Below are 18,722 nucleotides of genomic sequence, written 5' to 3'. Positions count from 1 at the left end.
CCCTCAGTCGACCTCCGGCTCAGGCTCAGGCGCCCGCAGCATCAGGAACCGCGCGCCATAGGCGGGCAGCGACACCGCGAAGCTCTGCAGGTCGTCGACACGCCCTGCTTCCTCGCCCGTCGCGGCGTCCGTCACGTCGCTCTGCGGCAGGAGGTGCTCCGAGCGCACCGTTCCGACGATCGGCTCGGCCGAGAAGTTCAGCACGGTCACCTGCATCGGCGCATCGGCGGCCGCATCCCCGTTGTCGAGGCGATGCACGAGAACGAGCATCGCCGCGTGCGCCACCTCCGGCACGTCCACCTGGGTCGCCGTCGCGATGCCCGACTCCCGCCGCAGATCGAGGATGCCGGCGAGGCGGCTCGCGAACGAGTCGCCGTCGTCGAGCTGCGCGGGCAGAGCTCCGTAAAGAGCGCGACCGCGCGGCATTCCCGCCGCCGACCGCGTGGCGGCCGGATCGGCATCGAGCAGATCATGCGCACCCCGCTCGATCCAGCGCGTATCACCCGCCGAGATGAGATCCGCGACCTCGTCGGCGGGGACGGTCAGCATCCCGACCAGATCCCAGCCGGAGAGCGCGAAGACACCGGGCTGCCAGGCGTTGTACGCGCAGAGGAGCAGGTGGGCGTCGCGGATGACCGGCACGTGCTCGTCGCGGACATCGTCGAGACGCTCGATGCCCTGCGTCGCCGCGATCAGCGACGCCGTGGTGCAGGCGATTCCGTTCTGCGTGAAGACGCGGTTGTAGTCCGCAGTGCCCGTGAGGTGCTCGGTGAGCTCGGCTCGAACGAGCTCGGCCAGGTCGCCGCCTGAGACCTCATGTCCGCGGAATCGGTAGAGATCGTCCGCGTGACGGGTCGCCCAGTGGACCAGCTCGTAGGTGAGCTCGTCGTGGTTCTGGAGTCCGTGGACGAGCTGCACCGGCGCGACGCCCAGCTCCAGAGACGAGGTCAGTGCGAGCCGCAGGAACTCGGTCTGCCCCGTGGCGAGCGCGTGGTGGTAGCCGGGACGCCCGATGAAGTCGTACGAGAGGTCCGCACCGACGGCCCCCGTGTCGCGGATGTCCTCGATCGTCAGGTTGAGCTCCTGGAACGTGAAGCCGCCGACCTTTCGCACCATGCCCGCGATGATGTGGTTCGCCGCGTGCGAGAGCGGGTGCCCCTCGGACCATGCCGGCAGCCCCTCCGCGCTCTTCTCCACGCCGAGGAACCCATTGGCGTCGAGACGCAGCGCACTCGTACCGAGTTCCCCGAGCGAGTGCAGGGCATCGCCGATCACGAGCCGCATCCCCGCGAACGTCGGATCCAACCAGTTGATCGAGGGCTGCCCCTGCTTGAAGTAGTGCAGATACACCCAGCGCCGGGTCGCGCCGTCGGGGCCGATGACGGGCGCGGTGGCGCTCCAGTTGGTCTCCTTCACCCCCGGCGTGTAGAAGATCACGCGCTGCAGAGCCCCGATGATGTAGCCGCGCTCCGCGAGCTCGTGCTCGGTGGTCGGGTCGAGGTTCACGCTGTCGACGCCGTCGGGTACATCCGGCAGCAGCGACCAGTCCTCCCGCGGGATCTCGACCATGTGATATATGCCCGGGTAGTCCTTGAAGCCCATCTCCGCCAGGCGGAAGTCGGCGCCCTTGCCGGTGTGACCGGGCACGATGTCGTCGATGACACTGCCGCCGTACGCATCGGCGACGTCGCAGAGCGCGCGGAACTCGTCCTCGGTCCCGAAGGCGGCGTCGATCGCGGTGCTGATGCGGTCGAAGTGGCCGTCGACGCTGGGCGTCTCCCCCCATCCCGCGATCCCTCCGGCACGCTTGACCGGGCCGGTGTGGATCGCCGTGATCCCGATGCGCTCGAAGACCGCCCACAGCTCCTCGTCTCCGAGAGCAGCGAGGAAGGACTGTCCCGGGCGGGTGATGAGCGAGATCGGATACGCCGTGAACCACACGTCGCTCGTGGCGATCGCCCGGCGCGCATCCGGACGGGCGTACGGGTTGCGCCACATCGCGGGCTGGCCGGAGAGCTGTCGCGCGAGGACGTCCGCGTCCTTGAGCATCGATTGCCGCACGAGCCACTCGACGTAGGACGGATTCGTGCCGTTGGCGGTGCGCGGATCGGTGCGGATGCGGCGGACGCTGCCACCCCGGAACTGGTCGCGCGGGCGGAGCCGGCGCGGACGCGCCGGATACCGCTGTTCGTCGTAGCTGATCTCGGCTGCCTCGAGCTCGCCCTCGCCGACCTCCGCGGCCATCCTGGGCAGGTCGATGGGGCCGGTGTAGAGGTCTTCGGGTCGGTGGTCGTCGCGCGCCATTCCTCCACGGTAGAGATTCCGCTCGTTCGCCACGAGCACTGGCGCGCATCCCGCGGAACAACTATGGAAGCGCGCCCGTATGGCGCCGACGCTACGCCGACTCCTCCATCGTCTGCGCAGATCGCCCGGTCCGGGCGATCCCGGAGGGCAGGCGAAGGGTGAAGGATGCCCCCTCCGCCACGTCGTCGGCCGTCAGCGAACCGCCGAGCGCCGCGGCGATGCTCCGACTCACCGCGAGTCCGATCCCCGTTCCCGATACAGCGCTCTCACGCGCCGCGGCGGCGCGGTAGAAACGATCGAAGACGCGCTCCAGATCGCTGCGGTCGATGTGTGAACCGGTGTTGGCGACGGTGACCCAGACAGTCTCCGCACCTTCGCCCGCGACGACGCGCACCTCGTCGCCCTCGCGCGAGTACTTCACGGCGTTCGAGACGAGATTTCCCAGGATCGAGACCAGGGCGGCCCGATCGGAGCGCACCACCGCATCCGGCTCGATGTCGACCGTGACCGCGCGCAGCGCGAGCTCGGACAGCACGCGGGGGTCGACGACCTCTGTCACGAGCGAGCGGAGCGGGATGTCTGTCATCTCCAGACGCGGGGGCGATTGAAGACCGTCGAGGAACCGATTGGACAGCGCGAGCAGCCGGTCGGCGTTGCGGGCGATGACGTCGACGTGCGCGCGCGAGTGTGTCGGCAGGGGTTCGAACAGGAGGAGATCGGCGTATCCGATGATCGCGTTGAGGGGAGCGCGCAGCTCGTGCGACAGCGTGGCCAGCGCGTCTTCCCTCTCCCGCCCGCGACGCAGCTGGTCCGTGATGTCCTGGGCGACGATCATCGTCCCGAGACTCGACCCGTCGGAGGCTTTCAGGCGCAGAGCTGTGGAGATCAGAGCGAGCTGTTCACCCGGCGGGCCGATCCAGAGCAGCTCCCCCTCGACGGCCTCGCCGCGGATCGCTCGCTGGATCGCCTGATCGGCGGCGACGACGGGCGTCACACGGTCGGCCGCATACATGTGCGTGCAGATGCCCGTCGACGGGTCCAGCCCCGCGAGCTCCGCGAAGGCGCGAGAGCGGCGGTTCGTGATCAGTGCGCGCCTGTTCTCGTCGAGCACCACGACGCCGATGTCGGCCGTCTCTGCGTAGCTGCGCAGCACAGCACCGAGACGCTCGATCTGCTTGCCGCTCGCGCTCTCGCGCTCTCGGGCGTCGCTCAGGAGCGACTGGAAGTGTCGATTCGTCTCCACGAGAATCCGGGCGACGACCACGAAGACGGGGATGACGATCGCGAACAGCAGCACGCTTGCCCAGTTCGCCGAGGTGAGGGCGACCTGCGTGAGCAGCGGCGGCGCGAGGATGGCCGTGTAGACGCCGACGAGCCCGGCGGCGGCTCCCCACCTGCCGCCGATGGTCGCCAGCCATACGGCGGGAAAGGCGGCGAGGGCGGCGATCGCACGGACGTCGTTGTACATGGATAGGGCGAGGCAGATGCTCGCCACCAAGTCGGCCCCGGCGATCGCCGACTGCCGGGCGAAGGGCCACCGCTCGAACGGCAGCACGAGAGACATGACGGTCGCGGCTGCGACCAGCAGGTAACCGAGCACCGCCAGCAGCGGCTGCTCGGGCATGACCCCCAGGATCGCGGCGACGACCGCGAGCAGCACGAAGGTCGCGACGATCGCGGACTGCGTCTGCACGAAGAGATACAGTCTCGCGCGCCAGGCCGAAGTGCTGTCGGAAGCCACCCCTCCTCCGATCCTCCCGCCCCCACGACGGAACGCCTGAGAGTAGCGCGTCGGTCCCGATCAGCGCGGCTCTCTTCTCGCGCAGCAGGCAAGGGTGTATGCCCCCACCCCAATGCCCGAGTTGCGTCGCCTCTACGCAACCGCGGCACTTCTCCGCAGCCGCCACAGTCATTCACTGGCGCACGTGCGCAAAGGTGTGGCGGATGCGGGGCGACCGACACATCGATGTGGGCGGCGCGCCCGGCGCCGACGAAGCCGGACGGGATCGCCCGAGACCGGAGACGTGTCGAGCGCAGTCTCGTCAGGTGTCCGGCGACCGGATGCGTGAACTCGGCTTGACTCGCCGCGAAGCCGCCTTCACCGCCAGCGGACACCGCGTGAAACGGAGACAGCCATGAGCAGCACACCCGCCTTCGACCCGTCCGATTTCCTGATCGTTCCGGCCAAGACGTTCGAACAGCTCCAGGTCGGGGACGTCTTCCGCGCCCCCAGCCGCACCCTCACCGACGCCCACGCCTCGGCATTTCAGGCGGTCTCGGCCGACAACCACCCGATCCACTACGACGAGGAGTACGCCAGAGCGCACGGCCACAGCGCACCGGTGGTGCACGGCCTGCAGGTGCTGGCCTTCACAGCGCCCGGTGCGACGCTCTTCCCGCACTACATCGGCGACATCTTCATCGCGTTCACGAGCGTCAGCGCGCGCTTCCTGGGCGAGGTCCATTCGGGCGACACGCTCTATCCGCAGCTGGAGATCACGGACCTGTCCGAGCTCGACGGCGCGGGTCAGGTCACGACGCGAGCCACCATCCACAACCAGCGCGGCGAGCTCGTGCTCGACGGAGCGCACACCTACCTGCTCACCCTCACCCCGACGGCCGCTTCATGAGCCTGCGCTGCGCGGAGATCCATCGGCGCGTGGTCGCTCGTCAGCGTCGTCTCGGTCTACGAAGACGGGCAGCGCGTCGACGAGTTGGGGCCGAGGCCTGCCCGGCGGGAAGCCGCACGGAGAGATACCGGGCGCCGCGAGAGCGATCACCGGCACGAGCCAGGCGGCGGCGAGGCTGAACGCGAGGATCACGAGCGTCGCTGTGGCACCGCGGGCGGCGATGACGCGGATCAGGAAGGGCGCACAGAGGTAGAAGAACGCTTCGCACGACAACGACCACGAGACCGGGTTCCCCGCTTGCCACCAGGGCGCCCACCACGAGTTGGCGAGCAGCAGGTTGGCGACGAGTGAGCGCGGATCGGTCGTGCGGATGGCCGGGAACAGCGTCGCACCGACGTAGATCGCCAGCGCCACGCCGACCAGGTGGAGCGGGTAGACCCGCGCGATACGTCGCAGAGAGTAGCGAGCGATGCCGGTCGGGCGATACAAGTAGGCGAGCACGAACCCCGAGAGGACGAAGAACAGCGACACGGCTGTCGATCCCGCACCGAAGAGGACCGACAGCAGCGTCTGCACAGGCTCGGCGAAGTACTGCATGTTCCGCAGGTGATAGACGAGGACCGCCGTCGCGGCCAGCCAGCGCAAGCCGGTGAGCGATCCGAGCGACACGGTCGCCGCGGGACGACTCCGTGCGCCGGTGTGCGCGAGGGATGCGAGCAGCGTGGTCATGGCACGAGCCCACTCGTCCGGCTGTTGCGAGAACGTTCGGCGCCCGCTTTACGCTGCGTTTAGGTGGGCTGTGTTCGACTTGCCGAGGAGGTGACCGTTGGTGCGCGTACTGATCGTGGAAGACGAGCCGCTTCTCGCGGATGCGATTCAACGTGGGCTGCGTATCGAGGCGATCGCCGCCGACGTCGCCAGGGACGGCGCCCGCGCCGTGGATGCGGTCGTCGAGACGAGGTACGACGTCGTCGTGCTCGACCGCGACATCCCTGTCATCCACGGCGATGACGTGTGCCGTCGGATCACGACGATGAGTGACGCTCCGAAGGTGCTCATGCTGACCGCATCGGCGGCCGTCAGCGAGCGGGTCGCCGGGCTGGCCATCGGCGCCGACGACTACCTCACCAAGCCCTTCGACTTCGACGAGCTCGTCGCCCGCATCGCGGCCCTCTACCGCCGCTCCGGAGCAGCGCTTCCGCCGGTACTGGAAGCGGGCGGCCTTCGTGTCGACACCTTCCGCAGGGAGGCGTACCGAGACGGGCGGTTCCTTCACCTGACCCGCAAGGAGTTCGCCGTGCTGGAGGTGCTCGTCCGCGCGGACGGCGGTGTCGTGAGCGCCGAGGAGTTGCTGGAGCAGGCCTGGGACGAGAACGCGGACCCGTTCACGAACACGATCCGCGTCACCGTCTCCACACTCCGCAAGAAGATCGGTCCCCCCTCTCTCGTCGAGACCGTTCCCGGCGCGGGCTACCGCATCCTCCGCACGTCGAGGGAGGTCACCCCGACATGATCGCGTCGCTTCGTCTTCGCACCGTCCTGGCCCTGGTAGCCGCCGCCACCGCCACAGCCACCGCCGCGCTGATCGGGTTGACGACCCTCCTGGTGCTCACCACGCATGCCGTCCCGAGCACGGTCCAGGAATCCGAGGGCATGGTCACCTACGACAATGCCGTGACCGTCGGTCGGATGACGTCGCTGCTGTTCGGAGTGGTTCTCCCCGTCGGCATTCTGCTCATCGGCGTCGTCAGCGTGGTGACGTGGTTCCTTCTCGGGCGCCTGACCCGTCCGTACGCGGATGCCGTCGTGACGCTCAGCGAGGCGGAGGCGGAACAGGTGCTGGATGTGCGGCTCGTTCCACCGAACGGTCCGGCCGAGACCCGCGAGCTGTTCACCGCCGTCAACACGCTCCTGGATCAGGTGCAGGCCGGCGCGGAGAGCGGCAACCGATTCGCCGCCAATGCCTCGCACGAACTGCGCACGCCGCTCGCCACCTCGCGCACCCTGCTCCAGGTCGCCTTGCGCGATCAACCCTCGGATGAGGCAGCGGTCACGTTCCGACGACTGCTGTCGGTGAACGACCGCATGATCGCCATCACGAGCGCCCTGCTGGAACTCGCGTCCGCAGAGGCCCACCTGAGCATGACGGAGGTCGACCTGCGCGAGCTCGTCGCCGCACAGATCAGCGAGCTCGAACCTGATATCCGCGAGCGTCGGCTGAAGGTGCGGCTCCGCCTCGACCCGGTCCAGGTCACCGGGAACCCGCAGCTGCTCGGGCAGCTGTTGTCGAACCTTCTCCGCAACGCGGTTCTGCACAACCGCGACGGCGGGACCGTGGCCGTCTCGCTCACGGCGGCGGGAAACCCCGTGCTGGCCATCGAGAACGACGGCGAGCACATCCCGCCGGAACAGCTGCAGACGCTCGCCGAACCGTTCACCCGGCTGCACGCGCGGACCGCCGCGAAGGGGCACGGACTGGGCCTGTCGATCGCGCAGCGGATCGCCGAGCTGCACACGATCGACCTGTCGCTGAGTTCTCGACCGTCGGGCGGCCTTCTGCTGACGCTGCGGTTCCTGGGCGGCTCCACGCCGGACGCGCGGTGATGCGACGAAGCGGTCGCGCGGCCCTGTGGACAGCGATCATCTGCGCTGCCGCGGCCCTCGCGGATCTCGTGGGCGGCACGGCTTCCCTGTGTTGACCCGCGTGCAGGCCCTCTCCGATCGGAGCAGAGCCTGCACGCGATAGGTGCTCAGTCCGCCGGCACGAGATCGAAACGCTGCGACGTTCCGTGGAGCGTGGGCACCGGTGATTCGTTCGGCGCGGGTTCCGGGACGACGTAGAGCCCCGTCGGCCCGTTCGCCGTGTACGCCAAGGCCTCGAGCCATGCTCGATTCAGTGCGGGCTCGCGCGTGCCGAAGAACTTGAACTGCAGATTGGCGTTCGGATGCAGCCAGACGGAGGTCCGCCCGCTGCCGAGGCTCACGTCGTCCTTCCACGTGAGCGCGAACGATTCGTTGCGACGCAACTTGGTGAAGATCACCTGCTGGAGGTGAGCCAGGGTGCGGTCTTCGAACTCCGCCTTGGTGTACTGGTCGTAGATCAGCTTTCCCATGATGGGCTCCGGCCTGCCGACGCGAAGTGAGCGACGATCAGCCGTTGGGGATGATTCAGACCTGAGAAATCGACACGCTCCGAGAGGGCGGTTGACCATCCACGATCCTCCGCATGGCTCCGGAGCACAACCCCTCGCGCCGATATCGGGTTACGTCAGGAGCGAAACGGCTCCGCCACCTCCCAATCCGGACCCACGGCGATCAGGACATCGGCCATCGCATCCGCCCAGTTCTCCGCTTCGACCTCCACGCCGTGGCCGTACCGCTCGCCGGCGATCGGCACGGTCAGCTGCACGGGCACAACGAAACGCATCCCACGTTTCTATGCGGACCAACTGTGACCCGCACAGCGCCTTGACGCGGGGGGATCGATCACCTAAGCCCTGTTCATCGTGTGGGCGCTCCGCAGGCCCGCCGATTCCGTAGAATGGTGGACGGCGCGTCGGGAAGTCTGGTCGACACTTCTGTCGAACGACCCCGAGGAGCCTCATGTCCACAGAGCCGTCGATTCGCGCGCCCCGCTGGCCGGGATCAGCCGAGGTTCAGCGTGTCACCCGCCTCCTGCGGAAAGAGGCGGTGGGGGGCGCACTGCTGGTGATCGCCGCAGCCGCCGCGATCATCTGGGCGAACTCGCCTGCATCCGAGGCCTACTTCACCCTTCGCGACTTCCGGTTCGGCTACGAGCCGTGGCATCTGGAGCTCAGCGTCGGCGCCTGGGCCGCCGACGGCCTGTTGGCGATCTTCTTCTTCATGGTGGGACTGGAGCTGAAGCGGGAGATCGTCGTCGGCGACCTGCGGCGATTCAGCACGGCGATCGTGCCGATCACCGCTGCCGTCGGCGGCGTCGTCGTGCCGGCGCTCATCTACGTGGGCATCGTCTGGACGCAGCCGTCGCTCCTGGAGGGCTGGGCGATTCCGACCGCCACCGACATCGCCTTCGCGGTGGCCATCCTCGCGCTCGTGGGCTCACATCTCCCCGGCCCCCTGCGAATCTTCCTCCTGACACTCGCCGTCGTAGACGACCTCATCGCGATCGGGATCATCGCCGTGTTCTACACGAGCGACATCCAGGTGGTCCCGTTGGCCGTCTTCGCAGTACTGGTGATGGTCTACGGCATCATCGCGCAGCGCGGCCGCGCGTTCTTCACTCGGCATCCGTCCGCGGCGTGGCTCATCCTGCTGCCCATCGGATTCACCGCCTGGGCGTTCCTTCACGCGTCGGGGGTGCACGCCACGATCGCGGGCGTCGCGCTGGCGTTCACGGTTCCGGTTCGCGCATCTCGACGGGATGGGGGCGACGCGAGCGATCTCGCCGAGAGCTTCGAGCACCGCTTCCGCCCATTGTCGGCCGGCTTCGCGGTTCCGGTCTTCGCTTTCTTCGCCGCCGGCGTCGCGGTGGGCGGCTGGGACGGCCTCGTGCGCGCCGCCACCGACCCGGTGACCATCGGAGTCGCCGCGGGACTGGTCCTCGGCAAGCCGTTGGGCATCCTCCTGGGCGTGCGCCTGTTGACCCTCATCACCCGCGTGCGACTGAACCCCGCGCTCCGCTGGATCGATCTGATGGGTGTCGGGCTCCTGGCCGGCATCGGATTCACCGTCTCGCTGCTCATCGCGGAGCTCAGCTTCGCCGACGGCTCCCCCCACAACGCGGACGCGAAGATCGCCATCATGGTGGCCTCGGTGCTCGCGTCTGTGCTCGCCGCATCCGTTCTGATCGCCCAGAACCGCCGCTACGCGCAGCTCGCACGGCAGGAGCAGGTCGATACGGACGCGAACGACGTGCCGGATGTCTACGAGCAGCCGGTGCACACGAAGCGCGGTGAGGACGAGTAGAGTCGCCCTCGCAATCGGTGAGCCGGGAAGTCTGGTCGGCAACGGTCGTCGACCGTTCCCTGCGACAGAGAGCACGCCATGACCGATCGCATCCTGGTCCTCGGAGACGCCCCGACCACGCCCCTGCTCGATGCCGAACCGGACTTCGTCACCGTCGAGGACCTGGTCGGATCAGCGCGCGCCGATCCGCGCACGATCGCGCAGTTCGCCGCCTTGCCGTCACGACCGACGCGGGCGATGGTCAAGCGGGCACTGCAGGACCACGTGTTCGACGCGGTGCGCGCCGCGCGCCAGCATCCCCGCGTGCGCCATATCGTCGTCATCGTCGTGGCGGATGCGGAGCTGCCCCCGTACTTCGACCGGATCGCCTCGGCGGTCGCCACCCGCGCTCACGCGGAGCTCGAGCGCGTCAGCGGTCGAGACATCGAGTTGACCGTGCTGGACGCCTCGGAGTGTCCGCGGGCGAATCTGCTCATCAACCGCATCCGACTCCGCTCCGCCGACCCGGCCGGAACCCACGGCGTCGTCGTCCTGCGCTGGGAGGACATCAGCACCCAGGACATCGCCCAGGCCGCGCGCGAGCAGTACCTCTGATCGCCGCGCGTCCGCTCAGGTCGCCGCCTCCGGCTTCATCCAGAACGGCGAGTAGTGGTAGCCGTCGGGGTCGTCGAACTGGCGCTGGTACATGAACGGGTAGTCGTCGGTGTCGCCGATCCGACCTCCCGCAGTGCGAGCACGCTCGACGAGTTCATCGACGGCCTCGCGACTGTCGAGATCGAACGACACCGTGATCTTCGAGGGCGTGTCAGGTCCTCCGATGAGATCCTCGGTTCCGCCGATACGCGCGTACATCTCTCGGCTGCCGAGCATGACGTACTGGTCGGGAGCGATCACGAAACACGACACATCGTCGTTCGACATCTCGGCGTTCAGGCCCCACCCGAGAGCTGCGTAGAACGCGGTCGCACGCTCGACGTCTTCGACGGGGCAAGTGAGGAAGAGGCTCATGGCGCACACCCTCGCAAAGGGCTGACGATCACGTCAAGAGTGGGCCCGCAGCAACCGCTCCCAGGTCGCGGGGTCATCGACGGCGGTCAGCAGCTCGTCGGTGCGGGGGTGGGGCGTCTCGACCTGCGCGAGCAGCGATGCGTTGCCGGTACGCCTCACCGCGGCCAGGGTGCGAGGGCGGTCGTGGTGATAGACGCCGGATGTCGCGCGCAACGCCGCGTCGGCCCCGCGCAGTTGTACCTCGCGCCGCAGATCGAGCAGCACGATCATGTCCTGGACGCGCTCGGGGAGCCCCGCGAACTCGGCCGAGCTCTGGAAGCGGTCGGGCTGCGACGGCCGCGCCATCCAGAGGAAGCCGAGCAGCTCGTCGGGCGGAAGCCTGCGAACGGTGGACTCCGCGATCCGGAGCTCGTCGCCGAGCGCGGCGCGGGCATGGACATCCGCGCGGCCGTCGGGGGCCATGCGGACGGCCGCTCTGCCGAGCAGCTGCTGCACGCGCACGGCTCGATCAGAAAGGCGAGCCGCGCCCGCATCCGGCTCCTGCCGACGATTGCGCGAGCGCATCCATACGGACGCGACGGCGATGGCCGCCGGAACGAAGACGCACCCGATCGCGAAGGCGATGACCACGACGCGCACGGCACCGCCGACCGACTCGTCAGCGGAGAGGAACGCGATCGCGACGATGCCGAGGACGGTCGCCGCGGCCCCCAGGACGGACCTCGAGGCGCGGCGCACCGGCCGCCCGCGCGGCGCCTCCGGCACGCGATCAGCCCTCCGAGGTGAACGACCAGAGGTTGTCGATGCCACCCGAGGTCGCCACCACAGCGACATCCTGATGGACATCGGCACGGTCGAACAGCTGCGTGACACACGCGCTCACCCCGAAACGCTCCTGGAACCAGAGAGACAGCGCCTGCTGCTGCGAGATGCGCCAGGCGAAGAAGCTCGCCTGCTTGTTGTTGCGCGCCTTCCAGGTGACCTTCTCGTCGGCCCGCGTGAGTTCGACGGGGAGCGCCGTCTGGATCGCCACCTCGATGGCGTCGAGGTCGGGGCTCACGCGCGCGGGATCCCAGTAGGTGCGGATGACGAAGCCGGTCCCCTTGCCGCCGGGCGCGTGGAAGCCGCGGTAGACGCCGATGTAACGCGCGTCGGCCTGGTTCCAGATGTCGAGCGCGGCCTTCGCCGCCTTCTTGACGCCGAAGACACCACCCTCATCGGTGAGCGCGAGAAACGCCTCGGGCGTCGTCAGGGATGCGGCGAGGGCAGCGTGATCGGGCATGGGTGTCTCTCCGTTCGGGCGCGGACTGTTCGCTGTGGGGCACAGCATAGGGAGAACAATGGTTGCTCCCCGGACGTCATCCACAGGCCGGATACGTCACCCGTCGTCAGGGCGGACCCGGCAGAGCAACGGCGAGCGTGAAGCCGGCTTCGCGGAGGGCGACGGATGCGGGCAGGGTCAGCGCGTCGTTCGCTGCTCCTCCTTCCCAGTGCCGGCCTTCGCGAAGTGTGCGATCTTCTCGTCCATCACCGCGATCGCGCGGGCGAGCACCTGCCGGCGCTCCTCCAGGGCCGCCCGACGCTCGCGCAGGAAGCCGACGGGGTCGGGCGAGGCGTGCGGGCCGTGCAGCAGATCGGCGAAGGTGCGCAGCTCGTCGATGCCGAGTCCCGCATCCTTCATGCAGGTCACGACGTGGATCCAGGCAATGTCCTTCTCGCTGAACACCCGGTGGTTCCGGTGGTCTCGGGCGAACGGCCCGATGATGCTCTCGTCCTCGTAATAGCGGAGCGTGTCCGCGGTGAGGCCCGTCGCTGCGGTGGCCTCGCCCATCGTGAACGTCGGGATCATTCGTGCTGCCTTCCGTCGAGTTCATCACGATCGTCGGCCTGCAAGTGCAGCTGCAGGGCGTCCATCGCCTCATCCAGTTGAGCGAGATCCGACACCCCGACGATCGGGGTCACCACGGGTGATCCCTCGAGTAACCATGACAGCACGACCTGGTTCCGCGTCGCATCCCACCGCCGAGCGACCCGGTCCAGTGCTGCCAGACGACGCTCCGTATCGGGATGCCGGTACACCTCCTGCAACCGCTCCGGTCGGGCGAATGCCCCACCGAGCAACGTCGTGTACGCCCACATCCCGAGCCCCTCGGATGCGACGTAGTCGATGACCTCGGGCGATGCGATGACGTGTCCCCACTCCGGAAGCGGCGCGAACGGGATCGGCTGGAGGTAGCTGTGCCGCAGCTGCACGAACCGGAAGGGCTCGACGTCCCGCGCCCGCGCCGCGGCGCGGGCTCTCTCGACGCGCCACATCGCATGGTTGGAGGCGCCCAGCCGCCGGACCCTCCCGGCTGCGACGAGGGCTCCGAAGGCCTCGACCTGATCCTCGAGCGGCACCGCGCGGTCTTCGACGTGCGCCCACAGCAGGTCGATCGTCTCGACGCCGAGCCGCTCCAGCGATCCCGCGACCGCCTGGGCGATGGCGCTGGGGGCCAGCCCCTCCAGGGATGCGGCACCGACACCGGCCTGGGTCGGGTTCGCGCCGACCTTGGTCGAGATCGACACATCGTCTCGCATACCCGGATGACGACGGAGCCATTCCCCGAGCACCGTCTCGCTCGCCCCTCCCCGGCCGGACGGCGATGCCCAGAACGCGTAGTTATCGGACGTGTCGAGCCAGCGTCCGCCGCGCGAGACGAAGCGGTCGAGGAGCGCGAACGATGTCTCCTCCGAGAGCCGAGTACCGAACCACATCGCGCCGAGGGCGATTCCGTTGCTGAAAGTGTCCATGTACACGCAGCGAACCACCTGGAGCGCGCTCCAGGTCAAATCGGGTTCGGCGACGCGAAGCCGGCGACTCCCGACCTCACGCCGGATCCGGGACGATCGTCTTCCGCGTGACGGGCTTTGCCGCATCGCGCGATCTGTCATGATGCCGTCATGCGCGCCTCCCGCCCCCTCCTCGGCGTATGGGTCGCCCTCGTGACGGTGGTCGCGGCCGGGTGCGCCACTTCGGCCGGCAATCCGGCGAGCGTCGATGCGATCTCCGAGCGGGTCGGCGGGGTCGGCATCTCGGCCGATCTCGTCTTCACGACCGCGGTGCCGGGCTACACCCTGGCTCCCCAGTCGGTCGGCGTGTCGAACGAAGAAGGTATGTCGGCGACCTGGATCCGTGACGGGTCGGGAGCGATGATCTCGCTGCGCACGCAGCGAGGCGGTATGACCGCCGAGACGTGCGCGGCGCTGCCGATGTGGGACGATCCCGAGGCTCCCGTCACCTGCACCGAGGAGGACGGGATCTGGCACCGAGAGCGCAATGGCGCTCACGAGGACATCGTCGTGCGCGCCGGCGCGACGGTGCGCATCATCGGGTCGACCGGGGCCACAGCGGACGAGATCGACGCGGCCGCGAAGGCGGTTCACGTGCCCTCGTCGACGGAGCTCGACCATATGTTCTCCGACACTCCGAGAACGCCGCCGACCCCCGTGGAGCGCGGCGATCTGCCCGAGAACGGCGACGGCGCCCCCATCCAGCCTTCCGGTTCGGGCGGCTGACACGCCCTCGACGGAGGTCGGTGACGGTGGGGTGAAACCCCCGACTAATTCAGGAGGGCGTCGTAGGCGAGGCCGAAGATCGGCACGTAGAGAAGCGCGACGAGCACCGTGTGGGTGGTGACGAACGCCACCCCCTCCAGGGCACGGCCGCGGGCGGCGAAGTGGTCACGGAGCTTGCGGATGAGGGTGGCGGGATGGCGAACGTCCCAGCTGTTCAGGCGCAGGTAGCGCCCGAGGTAGACGCCGAGTGAGCCGAGCAGTATCGCGACCGCGGCGAACGTCCAGCTCCATGCCGGCGGCCCGGAACCGGCCGCGGGATCCGCGATGACGACGATGAGGCCGAAGTGGATCAGAGCGAGGCTGAGCACCGCATTGGCGAGCCCCGAACCGGTCAACGTGAGGGTGTGCACGATGTCGTACCAAAGCGGGACGGGCGTGTGCTCACGGCGGTGGCTGAAGTTGAGCTCGGTGATGAGGTAGATGGAGTTCGGGAAGAACACCAACCACGCCAAGGTGGCGATGCCGAGGTAGACCCAGACGGCGACGACCGGCGCCGCTGCCGAGAGGGCTCCGAGGCTGAGCGCGGCGGGCGCCACGAGGATGAACCCGACGAGCCCGACGAACGCGAGAGCCACGGGCGCCAGCGACAGACCGATGTTGACCAGCATCGGCCGGTACAGCGGTACCGTGTACACCTTCGCGCGGAGCACGATCAGCAGTGCGGCGTAGGCGTTGAGCAGGACCACGCACACCAGTGCGGTGAGGATCGCGTTCATCGCTCCTGCTCCTTCACGAAGTCCGGGGCGTTCTGGGGCATGGCGCGATCCTATGGGCCGACTGGTCTCTGCCCTCCGGATCGCGGCACCCGGAAATGCGAAAACCCCCGATTCCTCGGGGGTTTTCATGGCGGTGACGGTGGGATTTGAACCCACGGTAGGGGGTTACCCTACACAACTTTTCGAGAGTTGCACCTTCGGCCGCTCGGACACGTCACCGCCGACCAGCTTACGTCACGCCGGGCCGAGCCGCCAATCAGCACGATTCCGCATCCCACACGCCCTTCTGCGTCTCACTTACTCACGCTCACGGAGCCGTTTGCCTGCATAAGTGAGACACGGATGCGGGGAACCGCCGCGCCTTACCGAGCGAGCCGTCCGGACCTCCCCGGGACAAGCGCCCCACCCCTGCGTGTCTCACTTATGCACGTTCAGCCGGCCGATTGCGTGCGTAAGCGAGACACGGATGCGGGGGCCACGCGACCTTGGGCCACGGCCCTGGGCCAGGGCCCTCACGGCTCAGCGGGCGAGGGCGGCAACCCCGGCGATGAGCTCGACCGCACGGGCCGGCTCGTCGATGCCTGCGGCGAACACGTAGGTCGCGGCGAAGCCCGCATCCGAGAGCGCATCGACGCGCGTCGCGACCTCCTCCGGCGTCGAGGTCGGGTTGATCGCGATCATGGCGGTCTTCTCGATCTCGTCGTAGTCGCGACCGACGTCGTCGCAGTGCGCACGCAGCACGTCGAGCTTGTGCGTGGGCACCTCCGCCATCGCCGACAGGTTGCACGCGTCGGCGTACTGCGCGACGAGCTTGAGGGTCTTCTTCTCTCCCCCGCCGCCGATCATGAGGTACGGCTTGGTCACGTTCTGCGGCGAGTTGAGCGTGCGCTCGAGCTGCCAGATCGCACCCTCGTACGGCTCCTCGGAGTCGGACCACATCTGCAGGCAGATCTGGAGTGTCTCCTCGAGCTCGCGGAAGCGCTGCGCCACGGGCGGGAAGGGGAATCCGAGCCCCTTGCACTCCTCCTCGTTCCACGCGGCGCCGATGCCGAGCCCGACCCGGCCGCCGGAGAGGACGTTCAGCGTGCTGATCTGTTTGGCCAGCAGCGACGGATGCCGGTAGATGACGCCCGTGACGAGCGTGTGCAGCAGCGCCTTCTCGGTGTGCGCGGCGATGAAGCCGAGGGTGGCGTACGCCTCGAGCATCTCGTGCTCCACCGGACCGATACCCGGCAGCTGCCAGAAGTGGTCCATGACAGTGATGCGCTGGATGCCGGCGGCCTCCGCGTTGCGCACGTGCGCGGCGAGCGCGGGGCCCAACTGAGCGGGCCCGCTCTTCCAGGTGAAGTCCGCGATGTGGATACCGAATTCCATGGGCCCGTCCCGTCCGGACGGATGCCGCATCCGCCCTCCGCCGATCAGGGTACGACCACCGCAGCGCCCCGAGGGCGGATGCGGGTGAACTCATCGGAACGGGATCAGAACCGGATGCGGCCGCCACCTCGACGCGCCGGGTTTTCTCCCGGCGAACACGCCCGCGCGCGCCGACCGCCGGGCCTGCCAGACTGGGGTCATGTCTGCGATCGAGAACTCGAAGCTCACCGTCGTCGGCGCTGGCAGCGTCGGCTCCAGCGTCGCGTATGCGGCCCTCATCCGCGGCTCCGCACGCCACGTCGCCCTCTACGACATCGCGACGGAGAAGGCCGAGGCCGAGGTTCTCGATCTCGCACACGGCACGCAGTTCACCGGCACGAGCGACATCATCGGCGGCAGCGACCTGTCGGTCGTCGAGGGCTCGCACGTCGTCGTCATCACCGCGGGAGCGAAACAGCGCCCCGGTCAGACGCGGATCGAGCTCGCGGGCACGAACGCCAACATCATCAAGTCGATGATGCCGCAGCTGCTCGAGGTCGCCCCCAACGCCATCTACGTCATCGTGACGAACCCCTGCGACGTGCTCACCGTGCTCGCGCAGGAGGCGACCGGTCTGCCCGTCGAGCGCATCTTCGCCTCCGGCACCGTGCTCGACACCTCGCGTCTGCGCTGGAAGCTCGCGCAGCGCGCCGGCGTCTCGCCCTCGAGCGTGCACGCCTACATCATCGGCGAGCACGGCGACACCGAGTTCCCGCTGTGGTCCAGCGCCTCCATCGGCACGGTGCCGATCCTCGACTGGCAGACGCCGACGCATGACCGCGTGACGGTCGACGAGCTCGACGAGATCGCCGTCGACGTGCGCGACGCCGCCTACAAGGTGATCCAGGGCAAGGGCGCCACCAATTACGCGATCGGCCTGTCGAGCGCCCGCATCGTGGAGGCGATCCTGCAGGACGAGCACGCGGTCATGCCGGTGTCGACCGTGCTGCACGGTTACCACGGCATCGACGGCGTCGCCCTCTCGGTGCCCTCGATCGTGAGCGCGTCGGGCGCGGTTCCGATCCCCGAGACGGCGTTCAGCCCGAACGAGCTCGGCCTTCTCCGACGTTCGGCCGACGCGCTGCGCGACGTCGCCGCATCCCTGCGCTGATCGCATGATCGAGCTGGCGCACGCCACCTGGACCGAGGTCGCAGCGTACCTCGAGTCCCGCCAGCGCGTGGCGGTACTCCCCTTCGGGGCGCTGGAGCAGCACGGTCCGCATCTGCCCCTGTCGACCGACACGCTGCAGGCGGATGCGGTCGCCCGCCGCCTCGCCGAGAGCCTGGATGCGGCGCTCCTGCCACCCTTGGCCTACGGCAACACGTGGAGCAACGATGCGCTGCCGGGTACCGTCTCGATCGGCGCCGATACGGTCACCGCCTTGTGCACCGACATCGCCGCATCCCTCGATCGCGCCGGCTACGCGCTGCTCGTGGTCGTCAACGGCGACTACGGCAACCGGCTTCCCCTGCATCGGGCGGCCGAGCACGCCGCCGCAATCGGTCAGCGGATGCCGGTGGTCGTGCTCGACTATCCCGGACTGACCGAGATCGGGGATGCGGTGAAGGAGTCGCCGTGGGCGGCGCCGGGCCTCTGCCATGCCGACGAGCTCGAGACGTCGATGGTGCTGGCCGTGGCGCCCGCTCTCGTCCATCCGGATCGGTACGAGGCCTCCTACCCCGAGCTGCCCACGGACTTCGGCCTGCGGCAGATGCCGCTCGCGCCGCTGTCGGCGTCCGGAGTGTTCGGCGACCCGCGACCCGCGACCGCCGAGAAGGGGGAGCGGATCCTCGTGCACGTCGCCGCGGAGAGCGAGCGCATCGTGCGCCGGGTGCTCGCCGGCCTCGACGGCGCCTGAGCCGCGGCGCGTGAACGTTCGAGACACGCAACGTCTCACGCGGGGGGCCGCGGCCTCCGTGTCTCACTCATGCACGCCCCGCGACCCCTGGGCGTGAACGTTCGAGACACGCACGGCCTTCGCACACGGAGACCCATATAGGTGTCTCACGTGTTCACGCTGCGGGTCACCTCAGCGTGCACAAGTGACACACGGACCACCACGCACCCGCGCACGCACCCGCACCG

20 protein-coding genes and 1 tRNA gene are annotated in these 18,722 nt (G+C 68.7%); 8 read left to right on the top strand and 13 right to left on the bottom strand.

Annotated elements, in window-relative coordinates; translation table 11 throughout:
- Positions 1 to 3: 3 nt before the first annotated feature.
- Positions 4 to 2,304: a maltose alpha-D-glucosyltransferase gene (gene treS / locus LXM64_RS01860; protein ID WP_234074395.1), complete on the bottom strand. Its 2,301-nt coding sequence runs from the start codon at positions 2,302 to 2,304 to the stop codon at positions 4 to 6.
- Between the two features lie 91 nt (positions 2,305 to 2,395).
- On the bottom strand, positions 2,396 to 4,045 hold the full coding sequence (locus LXM64_RS01855) for a sensor histidine kinase (protein WP_234074394.1): 1,650 nt from the start codon (positions 4,043 to 4,045) through the stop codon (positions 2,396 to 2,398).
- A gap of 394 nt (positions 4,046 to 4,439) precedes the next feature.
- Here LXM64_RS01855 and LXM64_RS01850 point away from each other — a divergent pair, with 394 nt between their 5' ends.
- Positions 4,440 to 4,934: a MaoC family dehydratase gene (locus LXM64_RS01850; protein WP_234074393.1), complete on the top strand. Its 495-nt coding sequence runs from the start codon at positions 4,440 to 4,442 to the stop codon at positions 4,932 to 4,934.
- Here LXM64_RS01850 and LXM64_RS01845 read toward each other — a convergent pair.
- The gene (locus LXM64_RS01845; RefSeq protein ID WP_234074392.1) at positions 4,929 to 5,663 is read right to left on the bottom strand and encodes an acyltransferase family protein; all 735 of its coding nucleotides are present in this window, start codon (positions 5,661 to 5,663) and stop codon (positions 4,929 to 4,931) included. The two genes, LXM64_RS01850 and LXM64_RS01845, sit on opposite strands and share 6 nt — an antisense overlap.
- A 100-nt stretch (positions 5,664 to 5,763) precedes the next feature.
- Here LXM64_RS01845 and LXM64_RS01840 point away from each other — a divergent pair, with 100 nt between their 5' ends.
- Positions 5,764 to 6,447 (top strand): response regulator transcription factor, encoded by a 684-nt coding sequence (locus LXM64_RS01840; RefSeq protein ID WP_234075511.1) that lies wholly within the window; start codon positions 5,764 to 5,766, stop codon positions 6,445 to 6,447.
- Positions 6,444 to 7,538 (top strand): sensor histidine kinase, encoded by a 1,095-nt coding sequence (locus LXM64_RS01835; protein WP_234074391.1) that lies wholly within the window; start codon positions 6,444 to 6,446, stop codon positions 7,536 to 7,538. The genes LXM64_RS01840 and LXM64_RS01835 overlap by 4 nt, the downstream gene beginning before the upstream one ends.
- A 146-nt stretch (positions 7,539 to 7,684) precedes the next feature.
- On the opposite strand, the gene LXM64_RS01830 is transcribed toward LXM64_RS01835, so the two are convergent.
- Together LXM64_RS01830 and LXM64_RS01825 are read right to left on the bottom strand one after the other, a co-directional pair.
- Positions 7,685 to 8,047, bottom strand: a complete 363-nt coding sequence (locus tag LXM64_RS01830) for an ATP-dependent DNA ligase (RefSeq protein ID WP_234074390.1) — start codon at positions 8,045 to 8,047, stop codon at positions 7,685 to 7,687.
- Between the two features lie 155 nt (positions 8,048 to 8,202).
- A complete protein-coding gene (locus LXM64_RS01825; protein ID WP_234074389.1) occupies positions 8,203 to 8,361 on the bottom strand; it encodes a hypothetical protein in 159 nt (52 codons plus the stop codon).
- Positions 8,362 to 8,537: 176 nt separating this feature from the next.
- On the opposite strand from LXM64_RS01825, the gene nhaA reads away from it, so the two are divergent.
- Together nhaA and LXM64_RS01815 are read left to right on the top strand one after the other, a co-directional pair.
- Positions 8,538 to 9,881, top strand: coding sequence for a Na+/H+ antiporter NhaA (nhaA, locus tag LXM64_RS01820; protein ID WP_234074388.1), 1,344 nt, complete (start codon positions 8,538 to 8,540; stop codon positions 9,879 to 9,881).
- 78 nt (positions 9,882 to 9,959) lie between these two features.
- Positions 9,960 to 10,475 carry a hypothetical protein gene (locus LXM64_RS01815; RefSeq protein WP_234074387.1) on the top strand — a complete coding sequence of 172 codons (516 nt, stop codon included), beginning with the start codon at positions 9,960 to 9,962 and terminating at the stop codon, positions 10,473 to 10,475.
- Between the two features lie 15 nt (positions 10,476 to 10,490).
- On the opposite strand, the gene LXM64_RS01810 is transcribed toward LXM64_RS01815, so the two are convergent.
- The 5 genes from LXM64_RS01810 to LXM64_RS01790 form a co-directional block, all read right to left on the bottom strand.
- Complete coding sequence (locus LXM64_RS01810; RefSeq protein WP_234074386.1) at positions 10,491 to 10,889, bottom strand: VOC family protein; 399 nt, start codon at positions 10,887 to 10,889, stop codon at positions 10,491 to 10,493.
- Positions 10,890 to 10,922: 33 nt separating this feature from the next.
- A complete protein-coding gene (locus LXM64_RS01805) occupies positions 10,923 to 11,654 on the bottom strand; it encodes a hypothetical protein (protein ID WP_234074385.1) in 732 nt (243 codons plus the stop codon).
- Positions 11,655 to 11,658: 4 nt separating this feature from the next.
- Positions 11,659 to 12,171, bottom strand: coding sequence for a hypothetical protein (locus tag LXM64_RS01800; RefSeq protein ID WP_234074384.1), 513 nt, complete (start codon positions 12,169 to 12,171; stop codon positions 11,659 to 11,661).
- Between the two features lie 177 nt (positions 12,172 to 12,348).
- Positions 12,349 to 12,738 carry a MerR family transcriptional regulator gene (locus LXM64_RS01795; protein ID WP_234074383.1) on the bottom strand — a complete coding sequence of 130 codons (390 nt, stop codon included), beginning with the start codon at positions 12,736 to 12,738 and terminating at the stop codon, positions 12,349 to 12,351.
- Positions 12,735 to 13,682 carry an aldo/keto reductase gene (locus tag LXM64_RS01790; RefSeq protein ID WP_234074382.1) on the bottom strand — a complete coding sequence of 316 codons (948 nt, stop codon included), beginning with the start codon at positions 13,680 to 13,682 and terminating at the stop codon, positions 12,735 to 12,737. The genes LXM64_RS01795 and LXM64_RS01790 overlap by 4 nt, the downstream gene beginning before the upstream one ends.
- A 150-nt stretch (positions 13,683 to 13,832) precedes the next feature.
- Between LXM64_RS01790 and LXM64_RS01785 the strand changes: the two genes are divergently transcribed.
- Positions 13,833 to 14,447, top strand: a complete 615-nt coding sequence (locus tag LXM64_RS01785) for a hypothetical protein (RefSeq protein WP_234074381.1) — start codon at positions 13,833 to 13,835, stop codon at positions 14,445 to 14,447.
- Between the two features lie 44 nt (positions 14,448 to 14,491).
- On the opposite strand, the gene LXM64_RS01780 is transcribed toward LXM64_RS01785, so the two are convergent.
- From LXM64_RS01780 to LXM64_RS01770, 3 genes are all read right to left on the bottom strand, one after another.
- The gene (locus tag LXM64_RS01780; protein WP_234074380.1) at positions 14,492 to 15,223 is read right to left on the bottom strand and encodes a DUF1361 domain-containing protein; all 732 of its coding nucleotides are present in this window, start codon (positions 15,221 to 15,223) and stop codon (positions 14,492 to 14,494) included.
- Between the two features lie 128 nt (positions 15,224 to 15,351).
- Positions 15,352 to 15,442, bottom strand: a tRNA-Ser gene (locus LXM64_RS01775).
- A gap of 300 nt (positions 15,443 to 15,742) precedes the next feature.
- Positions 15,743 to 16,597 (bottom strand): LLM class F420-dependent oxidoreductase, encoded by an 855-nt coding sequence (locus LXM64_RS01770; protein ID WP_234074379.1) that lies wholly within the window; start codon positions 16,595 to 16,597, stop codon positions 15,743 to 15,745.
- Between the two features lie 199 nt (positions 16,598 to 16,796).
- Here LXM64_RS01770 and LXM64_RS01765 point away from each other — a divergent pair, with 199 nt between their 5' ends.
- Entirely contained in the window at positions 16,797 to 17,747 is a 951-nt protein-coding gene (locus tag LXM64_RS01765; RefSeq protein WP_137418207.1) for an L-lactate dehydrogenase, read from the top strand.
- A 4-nt stretch (positions 17,748 to 17,751) separates the two neighbouring features.
- On the top strand, positions 17,752 to 18,495 hold the full coding sequence (locus LXM64_RS01760) for a creatininase family protein (RefSeq protein ID WP_234074378.1): 744 nt from the start codon (positions 17,752 to 17,754) through the stop codon (positions 18,493 to 18,495).
- Positions 18,496 to 18,722: the final 227 nt, after the last annotated feature.

Source organism: Microbacterium binotii (assembly GCF_021398715.1).
GTDB lineage: Bacteria > Actinomycetota > Actinomycetes > Actinomycetales > Microbacteriaceae > Microbacterium > Microbacterium binotii_A.
This window is presented reverse-complemented; position numbering and strand designations above follow the sequence as displayed.

Coding starts and splice junctions, on each gene's coding strand:
- LXM64_RS01760 (WP_234074378.1), top strand. CDS start 17,752: ATGATCGAGCTGGCGCACGCCACCTGGACCGAGGTCGCAGCGTACCTC.
- nhaA (WP_234074388.1), top strand. CDS start 8,538: ATGTCCACAGAGCCGTCGATTCGCGCGCCCCGCTGGCCGGGATCAGCC.
- treS (WP_234074395.1), bottom strand. CDS start 2,304: ATGGCGCGCGACGACCACCGACCCGAAGACCTCTACACCGGCCCCATC.
- LXM64_RS01800 (WP_234074384.1), bottom strand. CDS start 12,171: ATGCCCGATCACGCTGCCCTCGCCGCATCCCTGACGACGCCCGAGGCG.
- LXM64_RS01785 (WP_234074381.1), top strand. CDS start 13,833: ATGCGCGCCTCCCGCCCCCTCCTCGGCGTATGGGTCGCCCTCGTGACG.
- LXM64_RS01780 (WP_234074380.1), bottom strand. CDS start 15,223: ATGAACGCGATCCTCACCGCACTGGTGTGCGTGGTCCTGCTCAACGCC.
- LXM64_RS01845 (WP_234074392.1), bottom strand. CDS start 5,663: ATGACCACGCTGCTCGCATCCCTCGCGCACACCGGCGCACGGAGTCGT.
- LXM64_RS01850 (WP_234074393.1), top strand. CDS start 4,440: ATGAGCAGCACACCCGCCTTCGACCCGTCCGATTTCCTGATCGTTCCG.
- LXM64_RS01790 (WP_234074382.1), bottom strand. CDS start 13,682: ATGGACACTTTCAGCAACGGAATCGCCCTCGGCGCGATGTGGTTCGGT.
- LXM64_RS01795 (WP_234074383.1), bottom strand. CDS start 12,738: ATGATCCCGACGTTCACGATGGGCGAGGCCACCGCAGCGACGGGCCTC.
- LXM64_RS01770 (WP_234074379.1), bottom strand. CDS start 16,597: ATGGAATTCGGTATCCACATCGCGGACTTCACCTGGAAGAGCGGGCCC.
- LXM64_RS01810 (WP_234074386.1), bottom strand. CDS start 10,889: ATGAGCCTCTTCCTCACTTGCCCCGTCGAAGACGTCGAGCGTGCGACC.
- LXM64_RS01815 (WP_234074387.1), top strand. CDS start 9,960: ATGACCGATCGCATCCTGGTCCTCGGAGACGCCCCGACCACGCCCCTG.
- LXM64_RS01765 (WP_137418207.1), top strand. CDS start 16,797: ATGTCTGCGATCGAGAACTCGAAGCTCACCGTCGTCGGCGCTGGCAGC.
- LXM64_RS01825 (WP_234074389.1), bottom strand. CDS start 8,361: ATGCGTTTCGTTGTGCCCGTGCAGCTGACCGTGCCGATCGCCGGCGAG.
- LXM64_RS01830 (WP_234074390.1), bottom strand. CDS start 8,047: ATGGGAAAGCTGATCTACGACCAGTACACCAAGGCGGAGTTCGAAGAC.
- LXM64_RS01835 (WP_234074391.1), top strand. CDS start 6,444: ATGATCGCGTCGCTTCGTCTTCGCACCGTCCTGGCCCTGGTAGCCGCC.